The organism is Sphingobium sp. RAC03 (assembly GCF_001713415.1).
GTDB lineage: Bacteria > Pseudomonadota > Alphaproteobacteria > Sphingomonadales > Sphingomonadaceae > Sphingobium.
In genome coordinates this window covers 1,224,577-1,244,930 of the sequence record NZ_CP016456.1, presented here as the reverse complement: position 1 = coordinate 1,244,930, position 20,354 = coordinate 1,224,577, and the positions used below count along the sequence as shown (strand labels likewise).

At 57.7% G+C, this 20,354-nt stretch carries 17 protein-coding genes, 1 tRNA gene and 1 pseudogene; 9 read left to right on the top strand and 10 right to left on the bottom strand.

What is annotated here, in order from left to right; translation table 11 throughout:
* Positions 1 to 93 precede the first annotated feature (93 nt).
* The 6 genes from BSY17_RS10560 to BSY17_RS10535 are packed head-to-tail and all read left to right on the top strand — an operon-like array spanning position 94 to position 8,288.
* Positions 94 to 2,841 carry a class I SAM-dependent DNA methyltransferase gene (locus tag BSY17_RS10560; RefSeq protein WP_069065487.1) on the top strand — a complete coding sequence of 916 codons (2,748 nt, stop codon included), beginning with the start codon at positions 94 to 96 and terminating at the stop codon, positions 2,839 to 2,841.
* Complete coding sequence (locus tag BSY17_RS10555) at positions 2,838 to 3,533, top strand: hypothetical protein (protein ID WP_069065486.1); 696 nt, start codon at positions 2,838 to 2,840, stop codon at positions 3,531 to 3,533. The genes BSY17_RS10560 and BSY17_RS10555 overlap by 4 nt, the downstream gene beginning before the upstream one ends.
* Entirely contained in the window at positions 3,530 to 4,585 is a 1,056-nt protein-coding gene (locus tag BSY17_RS10550; protein ID WP_069065485.1) for an endonuclease NucS domain-containing protein, read from the top strand. Before BSY17_RS10555 ends, BSY17_RS10550 begins: the two co-directional genes overlap by 4 nt.
* Complete coding sequence (locus tag BSY17_RS10545) at positions 4,582 to 6,654, top strand: DEAD/DEAH box helicase (protein WP_069065484.1); 2,073 nt, start codon at positions 4,582 to 4,584, stop codon at positions 6,652 to 6,654. The genes BSY17_RS10550 and BSY17_RS10545 overlap by 4 nt, the downstream gene beginning before the upstream one ends.
* Positions 6,647 to 7,840 (top strand): GIY-YIG nuclease family protein, encoded by a 1,194-nt coding sequence (locus BSY17_RS10540; RefSeq protein WP_069066904.1) that lies wholly within the window; start codon positions 6,647 to 6,649, stop codon positions 7,838 to 7,840. Before BSY17_RS10545 ends, BSY17_RS10540 begins: the two co-directional genes overlap by 8 nt.
* Positions 7,841 to 7,889: 49 nt before the next feature.
* Complete coding sequence (locus BSY17_RS10535) at positions 7,890 to 8,288, top strand: helix-turn-helix domain-containing protein (RefSeq protein WP_171899223.1); 399 nt, start codon at positions 7,890 to 7,892, stop codon at positions 8,286 to 8,288.
* A gap of 98 nt (positions 8,289 to 8,386) precedes the next feature.
* On the opposite strand, the gene istB is transcribed toward BSY17_RS10535, so the two are convergent.
* Complete coding sequence (gene istB / locus BSY17_RS10530; RefSeq protein ID WP_069064140.1) at positions 8,387 to 9,115, bottom strand: IS21-like element helper ATPase IstB; 729 nt, start codon at positions 9,113 to 9,115, stop codon at positions 8,387 to 8,389.
* The gene (istA, locus tag BSY17_RS10525; RefSeq protein ID WP_037474355.1) at positions 9,102 to 10,616 is read right to left on the bottom strand and encodes an IS21 family transposase; all 1,515 of its coding nucleotides are present in this window, start codon (positions 10,614 to 10,616) and stop codon (positions 9,102 to 9,104) included. The genes istB and istA overlap by 14 nt, the downstream gene beginning before the upstream one ends.
* Positions 10,617 to 10,711: 95 nt before the next feature.
* Here istA and BSY17_RS20925 point away from each other — a divergent pair, with 95 nt between their 5' ends.
* Positions 10,712 to 11,380, top strand: coding sequence for a DNA N-6-adenine-methyltransferase (locus BSY17_RS20925; protein ID WP_171899222.1), 669 nt, complete (start codon positions 10,712 to 10,714; stop codon positions 11,378 to 11,380).
* A gap of 5 nt (positions 11,381 to 11,385) precedes the next feature.
* Here the strand turns inward: BSY17_RS20925 and BSY17_RS21295 are convergent, their stop codons facing one another.
* A complete protein-coding gene (locus BSY17_RS21295; RefSeq protein ID WP_150125771.1) occupies positions 11,386 to 14,088 on the bottom strand; it encodes a hypothetical protein in 2,703 nt (900 codons plus the stop codon).
* A gap of 796 nt (positions 14,089 to 14,884) precedes the next feature.
* On the opposite strand from BSY17_RS21295, the gene BSY17_RS21290 reads away from it, so the two are divergent.
* Entirely contained in the window at positions 14,885 to 15,109 is a 225-nt protein-coding gene (locus tag BSY17_RS21290) for a hypothetical protein (protein ID WP_150125770.1), read from the top strand.
* A gap of 158 nt (positions 15,110 to 15,267) precedes the next feature.
* Here BSY17_RS21290 and BSY17_RS10495 read toward each other — a convergent pair whose 3' ends face one another.
* Both BSY17_RS10495 and BSY17_RS10490 read right to left on the bottom strand, forming a co-directional pair.
* Positions 15,268 to 15,858 carry a hypothetical protein gene (locus tag BSY17_RS10495; RefSeq protein WP_083217105.1) on the bottom strand — a complete coding sequence of 197 codons (591 nt, stop codon included), beginning with the start codon at positions 15,856 to 15,858 and terminating at the stop codon, positions 15,268 to 15,270.
* A gap of 140 nt (positions 15,859 to 15,998) precedes the next feature.
* Positions 15,999 to 16,256: a hypothetical protein gene (locus BSY17_RS10490; RefSeq protein ID WP_171899221.1), complete on the bottom strand. Its 258-nt coding sequence runs from the start codon at positions 16,254 to 16,256 to the stop codon at positions 15,999 to 16,001.
* A 104-nt stretch (positions 16,257 to 16,360) separates the two neighbouring features.
* Here BSY17_RS10490 and BSY17_RS10485 point away from each other — a divergent pair, with 104 nt between their 5' ends.
* Positions 16,361 to 16,954 (top strand): recombinase family protein, encoded by a 594-nt coding sequence (locus tag BSY17_RS10485; RefSeq protein WP_069065476.1) that lies wholly within the window; start codon positions 16,361 to 16,363, stop codon positions 16,952 to 16,954.
* A gap of 75 nt (positions 16,955 to 17,029) precedes the next feature.
* On the opposite strand, the gene BSY17_RS22030 is transcribed toward BSY17_RS10485, so the two are convergent.
* The 5 genes and pseudogenes from BSY17_RS22030 to BSY17_RS10470 all read right to left on the bottom strand — a co-directional run bounded on the left by BSY17_RS22030 (position 17,030) and on the right by BSY17_RS10470 (position 20,235).
* Positions 17,030 to 17,161: a hypothetical protein gene (locus BSY17_RS22030; protein WP_257785053.1), complete on the bottom strand. Its 132-nt coding sequence runs from the start codon at positions 17,159 to 17,161 to the stop codon at positions 17,030 to 17,032.
* Between the two features lie 256 nt (positions 17,162 to 17,417).
* Positions 17,418 to 18,440, bottom strand: a complete 1,023-nt coding sequence (locus tag BSY17_RS10480; RefSeq protein WP_069065475.1) for a virulence RhuM family protein — start codon at positions 18,438 to 18,440, stop codon at positions 17,418 to 17,420.
* Between the two features lie 146 nt (positions 18,441 to 18,586).
* A complete protein-coding gene (locus BSY17_RS10475) occupies positions 18,587 to 19,813 on the bottom strand; it encodes a tyrosine-type recombinase/integrase (protein ID WP_237236556.1) in 1,227 nt (408 codons plus the stop codon).
* Between the two features lie 42 nt (positions 19,814 to 19,855).
* Positions 19,856 to 19,942: pseudogene (locus BSY17_RS22180) on the bottom strand (DUF6538 domain-containing protein); the annotation flags it as partial.
* 206 nt (positions 19,943 to 20,148) lie between these two features.
* Positions 20,149 to 20,235: transfer RNA gene (locus BSY17_RS10470), tRNA-Leu, on the bottom strand.
* Between the last annotated feature and the right edge of the window lie 119 nt (positions 20,236 to 20,354).

Here is a 20,354-nt window from a genome sequence, read left to right as displayed (position 1 = left end):
CGAGATCGGAATTTCTCTTATTTCTAAGCCACCTATGGGAGGCATGGGAAACGAGCCCTTGGCCAGAGATGGGGCGGCCGATATGGTGCCATCATGAATCCAGTTGAGATCGAAGAAGCCGTATCGCAGCTTGCGCTTGAACCCTTTGACCGGGGGGAGTTTCCCTTTTCGTTCCTGCGCGCGTTCGGCAACCCTGAGACCACCATCAAGCGGCTACGCACCGGCTCGACCAACCAGTCCGATATCGGCGGCGTGCTCCAGCGCAGCAACATTCACATCGCGACCTGCGATACCGGTGAGGTCGAGGCCACGCTTGGCCAGCTGCGCGACAGCCCGAAAACGGCAACGGCCAAGGCCAAGTTCATCCTCGCGACGGACGGCGAATCCTTTCAAGCAGAGGATCGGACGAGCGGCGAGACGGTCGTGTGCGACTATACCGATTTCCCGGATCACTTTGGCTTCTTCTTGCCGCTGGCGGGCATTACCACCGTCGATCAAATCCGGGAAAGTTCGTTCGACATCCGGGCGACAGGCCGTCTCAACAAGCTCTATGTAGAGCTTCTGAAGGACAACCCGGACTGGGCAAAGGCCGAGCGCCGCCCGGACATGAACCACTTCATGGCGCGACTGATCTTCTGTTTCTTCGCCGAGGATACCGACATCTTCGTCGGCGAGGGGCTTTTCACCAAGACCGTCGAACAGATGAGCGCTCGGGATTCGTCGGACACGCACACCGTCATCAGCGAGATTTTCCGATCGATGGACACGAAGCGGGCCGATCGGGAAGCCGTTGGCATACCCCGCTACGCAAACCAGTTCCCCTATGTGAACGGGCAGCTTTTCAGCGGCAGCACCGAGGTGCCGCGCTTCACCAAAATCGCCCGCTCCTACCTCAACCACATCGGCAACCTGAATTGGAAGAAGATCAACCCGGATATCTTCGGTTCGATGATCCAAGCCGTCGCCGACGACGAGGAGCGCGGCGCGCTCGGAATGCACTATACCAGCGTGCCGAACATCCTGAAGGTGCTGAACCCGCTGTTCCTCGACGATCTGCGCGGGAAGCTGGAGGAGGCAGGCGACAATGGACGCAAACTGCTCAACCTGCGCAACCGCATCGCACGGATCAGGGTGTTCGATCCGGCGTGTGGCAGCGGCAACTTCCTTGTCATCTCCTATAAGCAAATGCGGGAGATTGAGGCCGAGATTAACCGGCGACGGGGCGAACCCGACCGGCGCAGTGACATACCGCTGACAAACTTCCGTGGCATTGAGCTTCGCAACTTCCCGGCTGAGATCGCGCGCCTCGCCCTCATCATCGCCGAGTTTCAGAGCGATGTGCTCTATCGTGGACAGCAGGAGGCGCTGGCAGAGTTCCTCCCGCTTGATTCACAAAATTGGATCACTTGCGGCAATGCGCTGCGGCTGGATTGGCTGAGCATCTGCCCACCAACAGGCACCGGCGTCAAAGTGCGCGGCGACGACCTGTTTGAAACTCCACCAGATCAGTCAGAAATCGATTTTGAGAATACTGGTGGTGAAACCTACATCTGTGGAAACCCGCCTTATAAAGGAAGCAATTGGCGCACAAAAGATCAAACTGATGATTTGGGTAAAGTCGCCTCAAGTAAGTCTTCTAAATGGAAGGCTCTTGATTTGATCAGCGCATGGATAATTAAGGCATCAGAATATGAAAGGAATGCGCTTTGCAGTATTGCATTTGTTTCGACAAACTCAATTTGCCAAGGCCTTCAGGCATCGATTTTGTGGCCGATTGTCACTCGCTACGGGCTGGAAATCTCCTTCGCTCACAGGTCGTTTAAGTGGTCTAACCTCGCTAGTTACAATGCAGGGGTTTCGGTAATCATTGTTGGGCTTTCTCGTGGTGCGCGTGTAAAACGCATAATTGAGCCTTCAGGCGATGACGGTGTAAGCATCCGCAATGCGGGAAACATCAATGCGTATCTTCTTGATGCTGATGATGTTATAGTTGAGGGGGCGAAGTCGCCTCTAGCACTTTCTGCTCAGATCAGTGACGGAAGCGGTGCTTTGGACGGGGGGCATCTGATCCTTTCATCAGAGGAAAGGGAATCATTGGTTCAAGAGTATGGGGATTCGGTAAAGACGATAATTCGTCCTTATCTTGGATCGAGTGAGTTTATTAAGGGTGGCGTTCGGTGGTGTTTGTGGATCACTGACGATCAAGTTCCAATGATTAGCGGCCTGCCTGAAGTGCAAGCGCGTATTGAGGCTGTTCGAGATTTTCGCTCGAACGCAGGAACGCGCGCTCAAACTGCGGTAAGCCGTCCACATAAATTTGCTTGGATAAACCATAGAGATAAAAGGCAAATCTTAATTCCAACAGTTTTTTCAGAACGGCGGGATTATGTTACGGCTGGATATCTTGATCAGGAAGTCATTATTAACAACGCTGCCAGCATAGTCCATGATGCTGATTTGTTTGTATTTGCAATAATTTCTTCTTCTTTACATTTTTCGTGGATTAATGCGGTAGCTGGAAAATTGGAAGACCGCATACGCTATACATCTTCGACTTGTTACAACACCTTTCCACTACCCATCCTTACTGATCAAAATAGGACGGACCTTACCCGCTGTGCCGAGAACATTCTCCTTGCTCGCGAAGCGCATTTCCCAACGACGATAGCCGATCTTTACGACCCCCAGACTATGCCCAATGACCTCCGCCTTGCTCACGAGGAAAACGATGAGGTGCTCGAACGCATCTACATCGGTCGCCGCTTCCGCAACGACACCGAGCGCCTCGAAAAGCTGTTCGACCTCTACACCAAGATGACCAATAAAAAGGCAGCGGCGTGAACGATGCTGTCATCGGCTTCATCGGCGTGCTCGTCGGCGTCGTTGCAACGGTCGGAAAGGATGTGGTTTCCTACTGGACCGGTCGACGCAACGCGGGGCGGTATGCCGCTGTGCGCATCGTCTGCGTCCTCGACCGATATGTCGAGAAATGCGTAGAAGTCGTAGGCGATGATGGAACTGCCGAAGGGCGTCCCGCAGGGCGGACATCGGGAGGCGAAGAATATTATGACCCGCAGGTCGCTACTCCAGAGCCCCCTGTTTTCCCTGACGATATCGACTGGACCAGCATAAGCCCCGACCTGATGTATCGTGTTCTCGCACTGCCCAACCTTGCACTCGGGACAGAGCGGTTCATCATCGCGGCATCTGAATATTCTTTTCCGCCAGATTACGCCCCTGTATTTCAAGCCCGATGGGAGGGCTATGCGGACCTTGGCGTTGAGGCGCTCAGCATTGTCGCCGCCCTCCGACGCCAGTTCAAATTGCCGGAACCTTCGATCAACATCGGCGACCCCGAATGGGATTCAGGCAGGTTCTTCAGAGACAAGAAGGTCGAACTGGTAAAAATCAGGGAGGCGGAGCGCGCCTCTAGCAAGGCCATGTGGGACGAATTGTCGGGGCATGTCGCCGATGACGGGCAAGGGAATAGGCGCTCCAGCGCCAATGCGGACAAGGTGGAGGGGAACGAGTGACGCGGTTGTTTCGGGTGACGGATAGCGGTCTCATTGAAAGCCAGCGCAAGGCGCTCGATCTCGAAACCCGTATCGAAGACTGGGTGGCGCGAGACCTCAGTTTGATTGGCGTGGATGGCATTGTCATTGGGCGGCAGGTCGTCACCGGCCATGGGAAGCGCATCGATCTGCTCGCGATGGATGAGGAAGGAAGCCTCATCATTATCGAGTTGAAGCGCGACCGGAGCGCCCGCGACATCGTGGCCCAGACCCTCGACTACGCATCTTGGGTCTGCAAGCTGACCACAAAGGAAGTGCATGAACTGACCCGCGCTTACCGCGACCAAACGCTGGCCGAGGTGTATCGCGCGAAATATGGCAAGGTTGTCCCTGAAACGCTCAATGCGACACACCAAATGGTTGTCGTCGCCAGCGAGGTGGACGAGGCGACCAAGCGCATCATCGAATATCTCTCCCAAGAACACGATGTCGGCATCAACGCGAGTTTCTTCAACATCTTCGGGGATGTCGGCCATGAATGGCTCACGACCGATAGCCTGCTCGACCAAGAGGAAGTGAAGGATCGGGCCGTCAAGAAGGCGCGCGCCCCTTGGTCTGGCCTCTATTACATTACCGGTGGAGCGGAAGAGGATCGCCCATGGGAGGAAATGCGCGGCAACGGCTTTTTCACCGCCTCGGGAGGTCGTGTTTACAGCAACAAGCTCGACAATCTGGAAGTTGGTTCGCCCGTGTTCTATTACCAAAAGGGCACTGGCTATCTGGGATATGGGCGCATCACTACGCCAAAAATACCAGCGTCAGAGTTCGTTCTCAGCGACGGGCAACGGCTCATTGAAAAGCTTCCGAACCGATATCTGACCGAGTTCCCAGATGACCCGGACAGGGCATCCTATGTCGTCGGCGTTGACTGGAAGGCAACCGTTGACCGACGCAGCGCAAAAACATTCTCAGGCATTTTCGCCAACCAGAATGTCGTTTGCAAAATATACGATCAGGAAACCGCTGATTTCCTTCGGAAAGAATTTGGCGTCTCCGATGAGGAAGCAGCATGACCACCGCCAAGCCCATACCCGCCGTCTCGTTTCAGACCGCCCGCACGGGCATCTCCGCCAAGCCCAACGCGATGGGCATGCGCGAGATGCAGGAGCGTGCCTATAACAAGCGGGGTGAGCAATATCTGCTGATCAAGTCGCCTCCCGCCTCGGGGAAGTCGCGCGCGCTAATGTTCATTGCGCTCGACAAGCTCCACAATCAGGGGCTGAAGCAGGCGGTTATCGTTGTGCCTGAGAAGTCGATCGGCAGCAGTTTCGCCGACGAGTCGCTCTCCAAATTCGGCTTCTGGGCAGACTGGACGGTGAAACCCCAGTGGAACCTCTGCAACGCGCCGGGGCCGGATGAGGAGCGCGTCGATCCCTCCAAGGTCCGCGCGGTCGGTCAGTTCCTCGCGAGCGATGATCGCGTGTTGGTCTGCACCCATGCCACCTTCCGCTTCGCGGTCGAGCAGCTTGGCGTTGAGGCGTTCGATGAACGGCTGATCGCGGTGGACGAGTTCCACCATGTCTCAGCCAGCGCCGACAACAGGCTCGGTAGCCAGCTTGCCGACTTTATCCACCGCGATAAGACGCACATAGTCGCTATGACCGGCAGCTATTTCCGTGGCGACGCGGTGCCCGTCTTGACCCCAGAGGATGAAGCAAAATTCGAGACCGTCACTTATACCTACTATGAGCAGTTGAATGGCTATGAGCACCTCAAGGCGCTGAACATCGGCTACTTTTTCTACTCTAACCGCTACCTCGACGCGATCGAGGCCGTTCTCGATCCGGCCAAGAAAACGATCGTCCACATCCCCTCGGTCAATTCGCGCGAGAGCACGAAGGATAAGACCAAGGAGGTCGAGGAGATTATGGAGTATTTGGGCGATTGGCAGGGTGCCGATCCACAGACCGGCTTCCATCGTGTGAAGCTGCCCAATGGCCGGACGCTGAAGATCGCCGATCTTGTCGACGATAGCGATCCGGCGAAGCGCGCCAAGGTGCTTGCTGCGCTGAAAGACCCCACCCACAAGAATAACCGCGATCATGTGGACATCATCATCGCCCTCGGGATGGCGAAAGAAGGATTCGACTGGATTTGGTGTGAACATGCATTGACGGTTGGCTATCGGTCGAGCCTGACCGAGATCATCCAAATCATAGGCCGCGCCACACGTGACGCGCCGGGGAAGGAAACCTCCACCTTTACGAACTTGATCGCCGAGCCCGACGCCTCCGAGGCGGCAGTGGTTGGCGCAATCAACGACACCCTCAAGGCCATTGCCGCCAGCCTTCTCATGGAGCAGGTGCTCGCGCCGCGCTTCACCTTCACACCTAAGGATCGCGGCCCGATCGACGACTTCGACTACGGGCCCGGTGGCTATCAGGATGGGCAGACCAATGTCGGCTTCAATGAGGAGCGCGGTCAATTCCACTTCGAGATCAACGGCCTCGTCGAACCCAAGAGCGACGAGGCGGTGCGCATCTGTCAGGAGGATTTGAACGAGGTCATCACCCAATTTGTGCAGGACAAGACCGCCCTTGAACGCGGCATGTTCGACGAGGAAGTGGTGCCGGAGGAACTGACCCAGCTTCGCATGGGCAAGATCGTGCGCGACCGCTATCCCGAGTTGAGCGCCGAGGATCAGGAGGCTGTTCGCCAGCACGCCATCGCCGCACTCAACTTGACCCAGCGCGCGAAGAAACTCGCCGGGGGCGGCGATGCCGGGGATGGCGAGCCTACGATGAACACGGCGCTGATCGATGGCGTGCGCAAGTTCGCGATGGATGTCCGCGATCTGGACATTGATCTGATCGACAGCATCAACCCGTTCGAAGCGGCTTACTCGGTGCTCGCCCGGTCCATGGATGCTCACATTCTCAAACAGGTGCAGGCCGTCATTTCGGCGCGGAAGGTGAAAATCTCGCCCGAGGAGGCCCGCGACCTTGCCGAGCGCGCGCTGCGGTTCAAGAAGGAGCGTGGCCGCCTGCCCGACATCAACGCGCAGGATGCATGGGAGAAGCGGCTAGCCGAAGGGGTTGCCGCCTTCGCCCGATACCGCGCAGAGGCTGCTGCGAATGGCTGACCTTTCTGATGATGAACTGCTCGCCGAACTTGGCGTAGCCATCGAAAAACCCAAGGCCCGGACCTACACGCCCCGCGAGGAACGGATCATCGCGGGATTTGAGGATGTCGTGCGCTTCTACGACGAGCATGGTCGCGCACCCCAGCATGGCGAGGAGCGCGACATCTTCGAGCGCCTTTATGCCGTTCGCCTCGACCGCTTGCGGGAACTCGACGAATGTCGCGTGCTTCTCGCACCTCTTGATACCCATGGCCTGCTGAATACGCCGGAAGCGGCTATGCCTGTCGATAATATCGACGACGACGCCCTGCTCGCCGAGCTCGGAATTGCGGTTGATCCTGCCGCTGACGACATCCGCGTGTTGCGCCATGTGCCATCGGCCGACGAGCGCCGAGCGGCGGAGGAGATCGCAAACCGAGAGAAGTGTGAGAACTTCACTGCATTCAAACCTCTGTTTGAGCAGGTCGAGCGCGATCTCGACAGCGGCGTGCGTGTCACGCGCCCCTTTGTAAGGGATGCTGGATTTCTTAAGGCCGACATCACAAAGGGGCAATTTTTTATCCTTGGCGGGCAGATCGCCTACGTCGCGGAAGTGGGCGACCCCATTCGCGCACCAAACGGCGAAACGGATGCTCGCCTGAAGGTCGTCTACTCGAATGCCACGGAGAGCAACTTGCTTCTGCGTTCATTGCAGCGAGCCCTCTACAAGGATGACGCAGGGCGGCGTATCACCGAACCGGAAGCTGGACCGCTATTTGCGGCAACGACCGAAGAGGGCGATCTGGAAAGCGGCACAATCTATGTGTTGCGCAGCAATTCCGACCATCCCACGATCGCTGAACATCGAGACCTGATCCACAAGATCGGCGTGACGGGGGGCTCCATCGAAGCTCGGATTTCCAACGCCGCAAAGGATGCGACCTATCTTCTCGCAGGGGTTGAGATCGTCGCCAGCTACAATCTTTTCAATATCAACCGCTCAAAGTTAGAGGCTTTAATCCATCGTGTGTTCGCTCCTGCTCAGGTCGATCTGACGATCCGCGATCGGTTCGGCAACCCGGTGAAGCCGCGAGAATGGTTCCTCGTGCCGCTGGCGGTGATCGACGCAGCGGTTGAAAAGATCAGGGATGGATCGATCGTCAACTACCGATACGACCCAGCTCAAGCCACACTTGTCGAGGCTTGATAGCCCGACGTGCCTTCCAGCAATATCTGATACAATCTTGTCGCTAAATTTGATCCAAGACCTTGCCGCCGCAAGGCGCGAAAAAGGCTTAAGCCAAACGCAGCTTGCCGGTCTCGTTGACGCAGACCGGCAAGCTGTCGCGCGGTTGGAAAGTGGTGTCGGTTCGGTCGCACTTTTGCTCCGCGTGATGACGGCGCTGGACTATCATCTGTCCGGTTTGGCGCGCGGCGCGACGCTGCCGGATCAGGTAAAGAATCGTCGGAACGTCATGAGTCTTTCCATCGACGAACTTGCCCGGAGGGCGGGCATTTCACCGACGACGCTCATAGCCCTTGAGTGCGGGAAGGGCACCGTCGCCCCTCTCCTCAATGTCAATCGGCGTCCAAACGGGACCCCTTATCAGCGCGCAAAAGGGACCCCCTGTCAGGATGGCGGAACATTGATGTGACGCTCTTCCTTGCGCTGCGCGCGGCGTAGGGAGGGCGTAGCCCGACCGGAGGCGCGCGCAGCGCAAAGCATCTTTTAATTGATTGCCGCTGGGGCGGATCAGCTGCGGTTTTTGAAGCGCCAGCTGTCATTGCCGGTCTCGACAATGTCGCAATGATGGGTGACGCGATCCAGGAGCGCGGTTGTCATCTTGGGATCGCCGAACACGGTGGGCCACTCGCCAAAGGCGAGGTTGGTGGTGATGATGACACTGGTCTGCTCATAGAGTTTGCTGATCAGGTGGAACAGCAACTGGCCGCCCGATCGGGCGAACGGCAGATAGCCCAGTTCGTCGAGTACGATCAGATCGAGACGGGATAGCTGGGCGGCGAGAGCGCCACTCTTGCCGATCCTGGCCTCCTCTTCGAGGCGGGTCACCAGATCGACCGTGTTGAAGTAGCGGCCCCGGGCGCCGGAGCGCACAACATTGGCGGTGATGGCGATGGCCAGATGGGTCTTTCCTGTGCCTGTGCCGCCGACCAGGACGATATTGCGCCGTGCGGGCAGGAACGTGCCGCTGTGCAATGAACGCACCAGCCCCTCGTTGATTGGGGTACCCTCGAACCGGAAGGCGTCGATGTCCTTCACGACGGGCAGCCTGGCAGCGGCCATCCGGTATCGGATCGACGCGGCATGACGATGCGTCGCCTCCACCCTCAGAAGATCGGTCAGTATCTCCATGGTGGTGCGCTGGCGCTGAATGCCGGTGGTGACGGCATCGTCGAACGCGCCTGCCATGCCCTTGAGGCCAAGCCCGCGCATGGCCTCGATCATGTCATGCCGCTGCATCGAAGGTCCTCAACTGGTCGTAACGGGCACAGTCGGCGATCGGGGGATGGCGCAAAGCGCTATCCTCGGAGGTGATGATCGTCAGCGGACGCGGGGGTTCCCGGCGTCGTGCCAGGATGTTGAGGATCAGGTCGTCGCTTGCCGTGCCCGTCGCCAGTGCCTCACGCACAGCGGCTTCGACAGGCTCCAGGCCATCGGTCAGTACGGCCGACAACACACGGACGAACCGGCGATCGGCATCGTCGCCATTACCCAGCTTGCGGCGCAGGCGGGCAAGCGCCGGTGGCAGATCCCAGTCCTGGAAGGGGGCACCGTTCCGCAGCGCGCCAGGCTTGCGGGCCAGCACTGGCAGATAATGCCAGGGGTCATAGATCGTGCGGTTGCGCCCAAAGTAGCGAGGATGTTCAGCGACAACCTCTTCGCCGCAGCGAACGACGATGCGATCGGCATAGGCGCGGACCTGCACCGTGCGTCGTGCCACCGTCGAGAGCACCGAGTAGCGGTTGCGGTCGAAGCTGATCAGGCAGGTGCCGGTCACGGCATGCTCGCTCTCATTGAAGCCGTCGAACGGTCCCAGCATCGGCTGCAGCGCAGATCGTTCGATCTCCAGCATCTGCGCCACGGTCAGCTCTCCCTGTTCGGGATGGGGCTGCCGTTCCGCCCAGCGCCGACACTCGGCCTCCAGCCAGCCATTGAGCTCTTCGAGACTGGCGAACCGCAACCGGGGCTGGAAGAAGCGACCCCGGATCGTCTGCACCTGGTTCTCGACCTGACCCTTCTCCCATCCCGCCGCAGGCGAGCAGGCCGTGGGCTCGACCATATAATGGTCGGTCATGATCAGGAACCGCCGGTTGAAGACGCGTTCCTTGCCGGTGAACACGCTCGTCACAGCCGTCTTCATATTATCGTAGATGCCGCGCCCTGGCACGCCGCCGAAGAAATCAAAGCCCCGCGCATGCGCGTCGAACAGCATCTCCTGGCTCTCACGAGGATAAGCCCGGACATAGACCGCGCGTGAGGCACACAGTCGCATATGCGCGACCTTCACCCGCATCGGTGCCCCGGCGATCTCAACATCTTCATGGCTCCAGTCGAACTGGTAGGCCTCGCCTGGCCTGAACATCAGCGGGATGAAGGCCGTGACACCATCGCCGGCATCTTTGCGCCGTTCCAACTTCCATCGCGCCGCGTAGCGCCGCACGGCATCGTAGGATCCCTCAAAGCCTTCGCGCACCAACAGATCATGGATCCGCGTCATCCGCAGCCGGTCACGCCTGCCGCGCAGCTCGTTCTCTTCCAGCAGCGTGTTGAGGCGATCCTGAAACGGACCGATCCTGGGCAGCGGCTGAACCTTGCGCTGATAATCAAAGGCGCCCTCCGGCGCTCGGACCGCTTTGCGGATGACCTTCCGCGACACATGCAGGTCCCGCGCGATCGCCTTGATCGCCTTGCCTCCGGCATACTCACGCCGGATCCGTAAAACTGTCTCCAAAACCAACATCCCGATCTCGCCGCCTGAAAATCCAGGAAGCTGCTTAAACCATCGAAATGAGGGGTCCCTTTTAGACGCCGATCACCCCGCTAACGGGGTCCCTTTTGCACGCCGATCCACATCTCCTCAAGGTCTTGGCTGTCATCCAGACATCGAGGACCGAGCGCCGAAAGCCAAATCTCACGCCATATTTGCCATCGCTCGTCGGGGAACGGGATAGCCGTTTTACACCCGTCGAGTTCGTAGATATCCTCGAAGAAGTTTGGGGGCATATTGACCTCGATCCCTGTGCCCATATCGAGAGCCCGGTCCGGGCAGCGCGCAAAATCCTTCTATCTGAGGGTGGTGACGGTCTCCGGGACGAATGGTCAGGTCGCTTCGCTTTCATGAATCCGCCGTTTTCCCGGATGACAAGTTGGCTCCGGCGCGCCAACGAGATGTGGTCTGCCGAGAAAGTGGACATAGTCGTCGCTCTTGTCCCGGCCCGAACTGATAGCGCCTATTTCCACGACCATCTTGCCCGCGTTTGTGACATCGGTTTCTTACGCGGCCGTATGCAGTTTGCTCGTGCGTCCGGTCGAAGCGATAAGGCCAATAGAGTTCCTTTTTCCTTGATGGTATGCATTTGGGGAGTCTCCCGAGAAGAAATTCAGGCGTTCGACCGTCTGTCACCTTGTCAGTGGCTCGCAAAAGCGGACGATGCTTCACCGGTGCAGCGGCCGATTGCCCCAGCATGTCATGATGATCATGCCTTCCCTGCACTGATCGGGTGATCGGATCATGCGGCCTTGCGTTGCTCCTGCGCCTTGCGCTTCTGATTCTTCGTCAAATTGACCTCAAATCTGTAGCGGAGACCTGACATCGCCACCGGACTCGACATCAGCGCCCGATATAACGTCGGATTGATCAGCAGACGATGTTCGGTGCCGGGCTGCCGACGGAATCCCCGATTACGTCCAGCCGTTTGGTTGATCTGATCGATATGAGTCGAGAGCACCAAATCCTCGCGGCCGGTCCAAGCATTCAGGGCCTGAACGGTGCGATGATGGTCCTCGTCAAGCATGGTCACCACCTGCACGATTGATTGCGAGGCCAGATCATTGCGGCCGCGCGCAGCCATATGGGTCATTCCGTTCGTAATGCCCTCGCCTAGCTTGTTGGCAATGATGGTCCAGTCCTCCAAGTCATGATAATCACGCGTCACATCGTCGACATGCTTCGACCGGATGCCTTTCCAACTACCCACCGATAGTGGGTCTTTGCCCAGCCGTAGATGCGTCGGGCTTGCGCACAAAATGTCACCGTCGAATGCCTTCTCGGCGACGCGGGTGGGGACGGCCTCTGTTGTGAGAAATAGCATACGGTCCGCCAATTTGCGATCTGGTCCCTCCATCCACCAATCGCGACGACCAACGAACATATGCTCGCCATCACAGGCATAACGATCGCCACGCGGAAACGGCGGATATTCTGCGGTTCTGCGTAAAATGACCTCGTCGAAGGACAGGGTCATCATCTCTCGGACGGCGTGGAAATCAAAGCCGATGCTGCCACTTGTCTCGACATGTTGAGCAAAGGCGCGCCTTTGCTGGGCCACCCTTGGTTCAGCCCAAATGTCGCCCGAAGCGCGCCTGAGGTCGTTGATCCACGCCATCTGGTCGCCAGTCAGGATGCGAACGAGATTACCGACGGAGACCTCATCGTGTATGAGGCATGATAACGCGGACCGGTTACGTTCCTCAATGTCGCCGCCATCAAGCTCAAAATAGTGGCGGTTGAATAGCTGGCGCGTGCGCCCGAACTGACCCCATCGATGTGCGACGTCGTGCACGGTCATAACAACGGGCTGCCGATCACCAACTTGGTGCCACAGGTCACGATGCTGCCGTTCAATTTCTCGCCGCACGTCTGGCTGGGCCATTTCGATAAATCGCCACAGCGATCGTCCTTGGGCTATTGCTGCATCTTCGGTCAGCACTTCGCGGCCGAGTTCGCCGCAAATGTCGCTATACAGCCGAGACCATGATCTCCATACGACGGCAAAATGCTTCGAGCCCGCCCAGCGTTGGTTGAAATATTCTGCTTTTTCACCGGCATTCGCATAGTCGCCGAAGGCAAACATCATCGGGCGACCGTCGCCGTTGACAGCCGTATCGATGCGATCAAAGTCATTGATGATAGTTGTTGTTTTGCTGATCCCCTCTGCCGCAGTGAGGATCATCGGCTCTTTAACCAGCGCGATGTAGCGCGGAAGATTTGATGCCATCAGTTCACGCGCCGCTGCGATCTGACCATTAGTTAGCTCATCGGTTTGATCAAGTTCTGCGCACCAGATACGGATCATGTGGCCCAAAGGCGCGGGAAGAGGCGGGCAGCCAGCAGCTTGTGCTAGATCGGCATCAGTCCCGATAAAACGGGGCGTCACAAATTCCTCGGCTATGTAGGTCGATGGATTGCGATCGCGGGGGCTGTTTCGAAACAGTGCGCGGTGACCATCACCAGAATGCACAAGGTGGACAAAGCTGAGGCCTGTTCCTTCATAGAGGCCAGCAAGGCGGCGTTCGCAATGCCGATGCTGGTCTGGAGGCATAGCCATATCTGGAGAATAGGCTCGCGGCTTTCGGACATTGCTATCGACGGTGAAAAGGCTTGGGGAGAATAGCAGTTTCAGCGCAGGCTGGCGCTTACTCTCTTGCTCGAGCAGTAGAACCTGTCGAACGCGCCTTCCAGCCGCAAATCCCAGAACATTGGGTTTTTCCAATGTCCGAAGCGCTCGCGGGGTGCGACGCAACGACGTGGCTCTCGACAGATTGTCATCCGGCTGCACACCTCCCGATGGGCGCAAAGTGTCCATGACGATTGACCTTAGAATCTCCCAATGCGCCTGATGCCCACGTTGGATGGTCGTCGGACAGGGCTGTTCATGCGAATTCAGAAATAGCTGGGTGGTAAAGGTCAGGTGGATGTGCAGGCTCTTCGCGCCCGACCACGCCACTGTCATGAGATCGTAGTCGGCAAACTCTCGCAATCTTTCATGCAGAATTGCTAGTGCAGACGCCTTGAATGGTGCCTTGGCGTCACACCAGCCCAATTGCTCGATGAAAAATTCCGCGCCGTCTTTGTCGAACTCGAACGTGAAAATCTGATGGGGGCCGAGCCGGAGACGGGTTTTTGGTTTGGGCCATTTGCCGTCGGCGTTAGGTTCGGACATGGCGAGCATGTTCGAAAACAGCGGATAGTGATGGACTTTCGCCGTGCCGTTCGAGACGCGTTCGGAGAATAGATGGTTCATACCGTCGAGCGCCTTGTAGGGCGCAAGACAGTGATATTCGCCATCGCCAACGACGTGTTGGGCGAGGCGCATTTCGAGGGCCGATGGGCCTGCCGCAAGTCCCCTTTCGAACAGGGGGGCAAACCGGCTGTCGAGCGTTTTGACCGCTGCGATCAGTTCCCGGTCAGAGACAATGTTGTGGTTGCTCACCGCCTACCTCCCTTCTTGCGAGCGCATTTCTTGACCGATGGCTTCACGGGCACTGGTCGCGGCAATGGCTTGGAGGTCGTAGGCTGCATCCCACGTTGAAGGCGACGTTCAATCCGCTGCTCGATTTCTGAGTCGGTGAGGTCTGGTCGTGTTTTCTGGAGATCGGCACGCATGGCGTTGACCAATTGCTCGATACTGACGTCAGCGTTCTCAAGCTCGTTCTGTCGTTCGAAATTGCGGATGGCGCGACTGGGCGCTGGTGCGGGGTGATATCTCATGCCCCAAGGCTACCGACGCACCGTCTCCAATCGCAATATTCTCGTGCGCCCCTATCGCCCACAGCCTCTATCCCGCAGATTTCCGCCATTTCTCCAATTTCGTTGCCTGACTTTATTCGTAACTTTAACAGCACGGACCTTGCTCCGGATCGTGGGCCGGTTGATGATCCCATCAGGATGATGTTCGGCGTCATGATCACGGCCAAAACACGGATGTGCGCGGTTTTCCGACATTGATGTCACCCACATTGCTGTCGCGATGGCCGCAACTGGATGCGCTGGAATCGGCATCTATGCCTACAAGATCAGATGCACGGATGTATCAGATTTTTCCGGGCTACACACGCGCCCGGATCGATTTCCCGGACGGTCGCATGCACGCATCAACGCGATCCGGAGTGACACCGTCTCGCTGGCGCGATCCGGGCAAAATTAGTGCCCTTACCTTATAATATATAGAGCAAGGGGCACTATCTCCGTCCCAGCAAAGCTCAGCGTCCCCGGCGGGGGCCCGCCCGGTGGTCAACTGGCACTCCGGCCATGGACTGGATCATCTGCGGCAGTTCTCGACGATGACAGAGGTGACCATGCACAGGATGACAGACATTCCTGTCCGCGATTTTGATCACCGATCGCCGTCGACGATGTCCGCCGACGATATCGATCAACGATCGCGCCGCATCATGTCGGTGACCATGCCGACGGCGCAGGAGTGGTCCTTGGTGATGATGCTGTGGGGATGATCGATGACCAGATTGCTAGTCCCATTCCACATTCCAAAAACCCACCTGCAAAGCTTCCCTCAAAGCCACCGTTTAGCGTGACTTCGTTGATGTCGATTTGCCCGTTCCATATTCGGTGCCACTGGAATGGCCCGATCGACCACTACCGATGCGGCGGCTCAGGCTGATCCGCCCGGTCCCGGACGCAAAACGCGTTCCTGACGATGCATGTGATAACCATGCTTCTCTACCGCATTGGCAGCGGCCTTGAGATCAAGGCCCAGACCGATCTGAGCCTTCAGGGGGGAGGACAACACATTATAGTAGGTCCAGCGCTTTCCCGTCGGAGGGGTAGGAAGATGTTCATCGCTTCGGACATCGGTAAGGATCAACTGCCGGGCATCGCCGCTGTCCCGGAACACATGAAGGCTGACCGCGTCATCCGACACCCGACGGCGGTAACGGCTCGCCTTGTAGAAGGGGAAGGACGCCAGCTTGATGCCTTCGACATCATGCTCGTAGCCGTTCGCCTCCATGATCTGCCGGACCATGTTCCCGGCCATCTTCTTCATCCAGTCGTCGGTGATCGCAGGTCCCACTCCTTCCAACAGGGCGTCCTCAAGGGGCTTCAATGCAGGTTGTCCGAGATCGCTGGCCGTTTGCATGCGCGCAATGTTGGCCGGTTGGTTGAGAATCTCCCAGAGCTTCTGACCTTCAGGGGTGGAGTATTCCTTGGCGAACTTGCCGGGGTCATAGGGTTGCATCTGCATCACTCCATATACAGGGTTAAATCGCCCCGTATAAGATAGGGGGCTATATCGCCCTGTCAAGATAGAGGTTTAAATAACCCTCTATCTCGCGGTGGCCTGCTGGGAGCGGTCCATCAAAAATATCTGGTGAAGAAGGTTCGTCATCGCAATCGCAGCCTGTCGATCTGATCCACCTCAGCTTTCCGCAGCCGATAGCCCGGCTTCGATAGGGGGCGAAATGGGTGGAGCGATGCCGTTGTCACGTCCCACCATTCTCGCCAGTCATAGCCCACATCGAGATACTGGATGCGTGCCCGGATCGACAGAACCTCACCGATGTGACGTTCGGTCTGCCCGCGATTATCCATCTCGCGCATCACCAGATCGCCCACCCTCAAATCGTGCAGATCATGCTCCATGAGCCCTCCCATCAGAAGCATGGAGAATATCAAGATCGAGGACATTATGAAGTCTTTTGAAGTGGTTATTGCCAGCACCATCACTTCATGAGAATTTCCAGCGCATGAAAAGGGTGGCAATCTACACGCGGGTATCGACCAATGACGGCCAGACCGTCGAGAACCAGCTGCGCGAACTCAATATGGCGGCCGAACGTATGGGCTGGACCATCGTCGCGCACTTCAGCGATGAAGGCATCTCGGGTGCGAAAGGACGCGATCGCCGTCCCGGTCTCGATGCTCTCCTCAAAGGCATCGCCCGGCGGGAGTTCGATATGGTGGCGGCATGGTCGGTCTGCCGCCTCGGCCGATCCCTCCAGCATCTCGTGAGCCTCCTGGGGGACATGACCGCGCGCGGCGTCGACCTCTACCTTCATGTGCAGGCGCTCGATACTAGCACACCGTCCGGCCGCGCCATGTTCGGGATGTTGGGTGTCTTCGCCGAATTTGAACGCGCCATGATCTCCGAGAGGGTCAAGGCTGGCATCGCACGCAGCGGAAAGAAGGGCGGTCGTCCTCCCGTCGATCCGGACAAAGTCGACAAGATCAAACGCGCCCTGATCCGGGGCACCAGCATCAATGAGACGGCACGGAAACATCGGGTGGGCGTGGCGACCGTCCACCGGATCAAAGTTCAGATGTCTGCGCTGGCGGCCTGATCATCGTTCCTGGCGATCGCGGCTGACGCTGCCGGTCCAACCTTCACTTTATCATTACGGAGATCGAGCATGACATCACGCATCGATGATATCCCTTCGTCCCCAGCCGATGATCGGAACAACGGCGTTTCTGAAATCATCGAGGCCATCGTCGAAGAGGGCGATCGCATAGGGATGATCAACAAGGACACTGATGGAGGTCGCCATGATGCGGTTCCTCTTCTGGCACCCACATTCTCCACCCCAGAAATGGCGGAAATCCGTCCAGTCCTCATCGAAGACTCAAATCCAGACCGGCGCTCTCCTCTTCTGGGCACCAGCTACTCTCAAAGCATTGAAAATGCATGGGGATCGTCCAAAATACGGTCCCCCGAGAGCCTCTGCTACACAAAGCTGTTACACAATAGTGATCCCGGACCAGCCTCAATCCCGCAGAATTGTGGGAAAAATGGCCGCCGCTCCTTCAGGCCTCCTTGGGTTTCGATGAGGGGCGAGATGCGCCGATCTTTTTGGCCTTTGCCGTAGCTTCGATAAAATGCCGCTCCACGATGCTGGGCTTGTTCAATTGGTCAGCATGCCATTTGTCATACTCGATCTGCGCCTTTGCCTTGGCCGCATCCGCCTTGACCTTACCCGCGTGACTTAGAATATCACGATCGCTTAGCGCCAAGAAATCATCCAACTTGGCGATCCAGTCGCGCATCGTCATCGGCTTTCGGCTCATCGCCTGAAGCTCCGCGAATTCCAGATACGCGGTCACAATCCGATTGAGCGCTTGAATCTCCTCTTCGGACAGATAGTTCTTAGCGACAGTGACGTCAGTCTTGCGTGGCGGGCCGCCCTTGGATTGGTTTGCCCATGAGGTCAGCCCGATATGGTCCTTGGTGGCGCTGACGCGGGCGGAGATAACTTCAGCGGCAGTGTGACCGTGCGCCGCCCAGTGCATTTTGTTTTGCACCGTCTGGAAGAAAAGCTGGGTTGTTTCGGCATGTCCGTCGTAGTCCACGCTGGTGCCGTAGATATCCAATATCTTCTGGTAGAACATCCGCTCCGAAGACCGGATGTCGCGAATGCGGGCCAGCAACTCATCGAAATAGTCGGTGCCGGGTTCCTTGAGGCGGGCATCGTCCATGACGAAACCCTTCACCAGATATTCCGACAGGCTGGTCGCCGCCCAACGCCGGAACTGCAAGCCGCGCGCCGATCGCACGCGGAAGCCGATAGCGAGGATCATGGACAGGCTGTAATGCAATGTCCGATATGCCTTACCGTCGGCGGCAGTTGTCAAGTATTCCTTGACGACTGCCCCTTCCTCTAGTTCCCCATCTTCGAGGATATTCCGGATGTGCAAGCTGACGTTCTGTTTCGTCGCTTCGAAAAGCTCAGCAATCTGGGCCTGACTGAGCCAGACCGATCCGTCCCGCGCCCTCAGTTGGACGACCGTTACGCCATCCTCGGTGTTATAGAGGATCATTTCACCCGACATGGTTGAACCTTCTCGTGCGATACCCGGATACCTGATTCATAGACGTCCTCATGATGCGCTCCTCTGTAGAGCAAAGAGAACATCACAGGAACTGCTGATAACCTGTGGCTTCGCCCGGAAGCGGGGTCGTGGCTGGATTTTCACGATCAACGTCCGATATGAGAGAGGTCAACATCGGCGAAAGTGAGTCTGTTCACAGCCTCCGTCAGCACCTCGACCCGATACCCCCGCCCGTAATTTTCCGAAACCTTTCCATGTGCGGAAGACCCCGTCGTCCATCCCCCAAGGGCCATCGCAAGATCGTGATCGATTCGGGCATGCCTCAGTTCATCCCGGAAACAGTGCCTCAGCGAATGAAAGCAGGTCTTCTCGCGCCGCGCGCCGATGTTGCCGAGAAACTGGGTGAACCATTTGCTGAACGCGACGGCCCTGACGCCCTTGGTGCCGGGATCGATTTCAGCAAAGAGCTTCTCCTCCCCCGCTCGCCGTTTCTGTGCGACGTATGTCATCAGGCCGAGATCGAGAAGGCGCTGATGGATGGGGATCAGCCGTTCACTCGCACCCGTCTTCAGCTGCTTATCCGTGGTGCCTACCAGTGACTCTGTCGTGATCACTATACAGGGTACACCATCGATCATCCGCACATCTGTCGTGTCCAACTGGCATATCTCGTTTAATCGCATCCCGCTGTGCAAGGCGATCAGCGGAACCCAATAGCGCGCATTTTGAGGGCGCTCATGACCGGGCGTCGCATAGCCCCGGCCGCCATCTTTGCACCCCGTATAGAGAGGAGCATGGAAGATGAGACGCAACTGGTCTGGCGAGAATGGATTGCGCTTATCCTTCTTGGCCGTGCTGTCGGCGAAGCGGAGTCCTCTCACGGGGTTACGCTCGGCCAATTCTTCATCGACCGCCCAGTTGAGAAAGCTAGACAGGCTGCTGAGATAGACATTGGCGTTCGCAACACTGATGGGCACGCCCTTCCCGGTCTCCTTCAACTGGGCTGAAGCCTGTTCGGGCGAGAGATCGGGGAAGAGCTTCGTCGCGTTTCGGGGCAGGTAACGCAAGACCTCCATCAGATGACGCATGTGACTGCGAGAGAGGCTTCGGATTTCGGTTTCCGCCCCAATCACGGAAACCGCGAGCTTGCGGACTGTGTCGTAGGTTTCTCGCGTTCGCGCCGACCAATGATGCGTCGGATCGGAGAGATATCGCTCATAAGCGTCTGCAAGCGTCACGCCGGGACAAGGAGCCTCCTCGCTCTTCGAGGCGCTGATGGTGCGTGGGGCAATATCGTGCAGATCGTCATCGAGCGGCTTGAGGAGCGTCAGGTCGACATCCTTCCCCCCATTCGACCGGGCATCCTCAAACATCAATTCCAATCGAGCGGCCGCTGCTGGCAATCGCCGCCGTGCGATCCGAAGGCTGTCCGTGTTCAGCGATCGCCATATCTCCGCCCGTCCTATCGCCTCTCGGAGGTCGCGTGGAACCCTGCGTCGCAGGTAAAACCATCCCTGCCGGATTGTCAGGCCAGAAGGGCATTTGTGTAGCAGCTTTGTGTAACAGGAGCGGCGGCCATTTTTCCCACAATTCTGCGGGATTGAGGCTGGTCCGGGATCACTATTGTGTAACAGCTTTGTGTAGCAGAGGCTCTCGGGGGACCGTATTTTGGACGATCCCCATGCATTTTCAATGCTTTGAGAGTAGCTGGTGCCCAGAAGAGGACTCGAACCTCCACGACCTTGCGATCGCCAGCACCTGAAGCTGGTGCGTCTACCAATTCCGCCATCTGGGCACGGGGTAGGAGCGCGCAACTAGCCGCTGCCTCCAAAGCTGTCAACGCATGTTGCGGATTATTTCATGCCTCTTTGCAAAATCGCGCGCCGGGGGTGGACGGGTGCGCCAGCGGAGGGG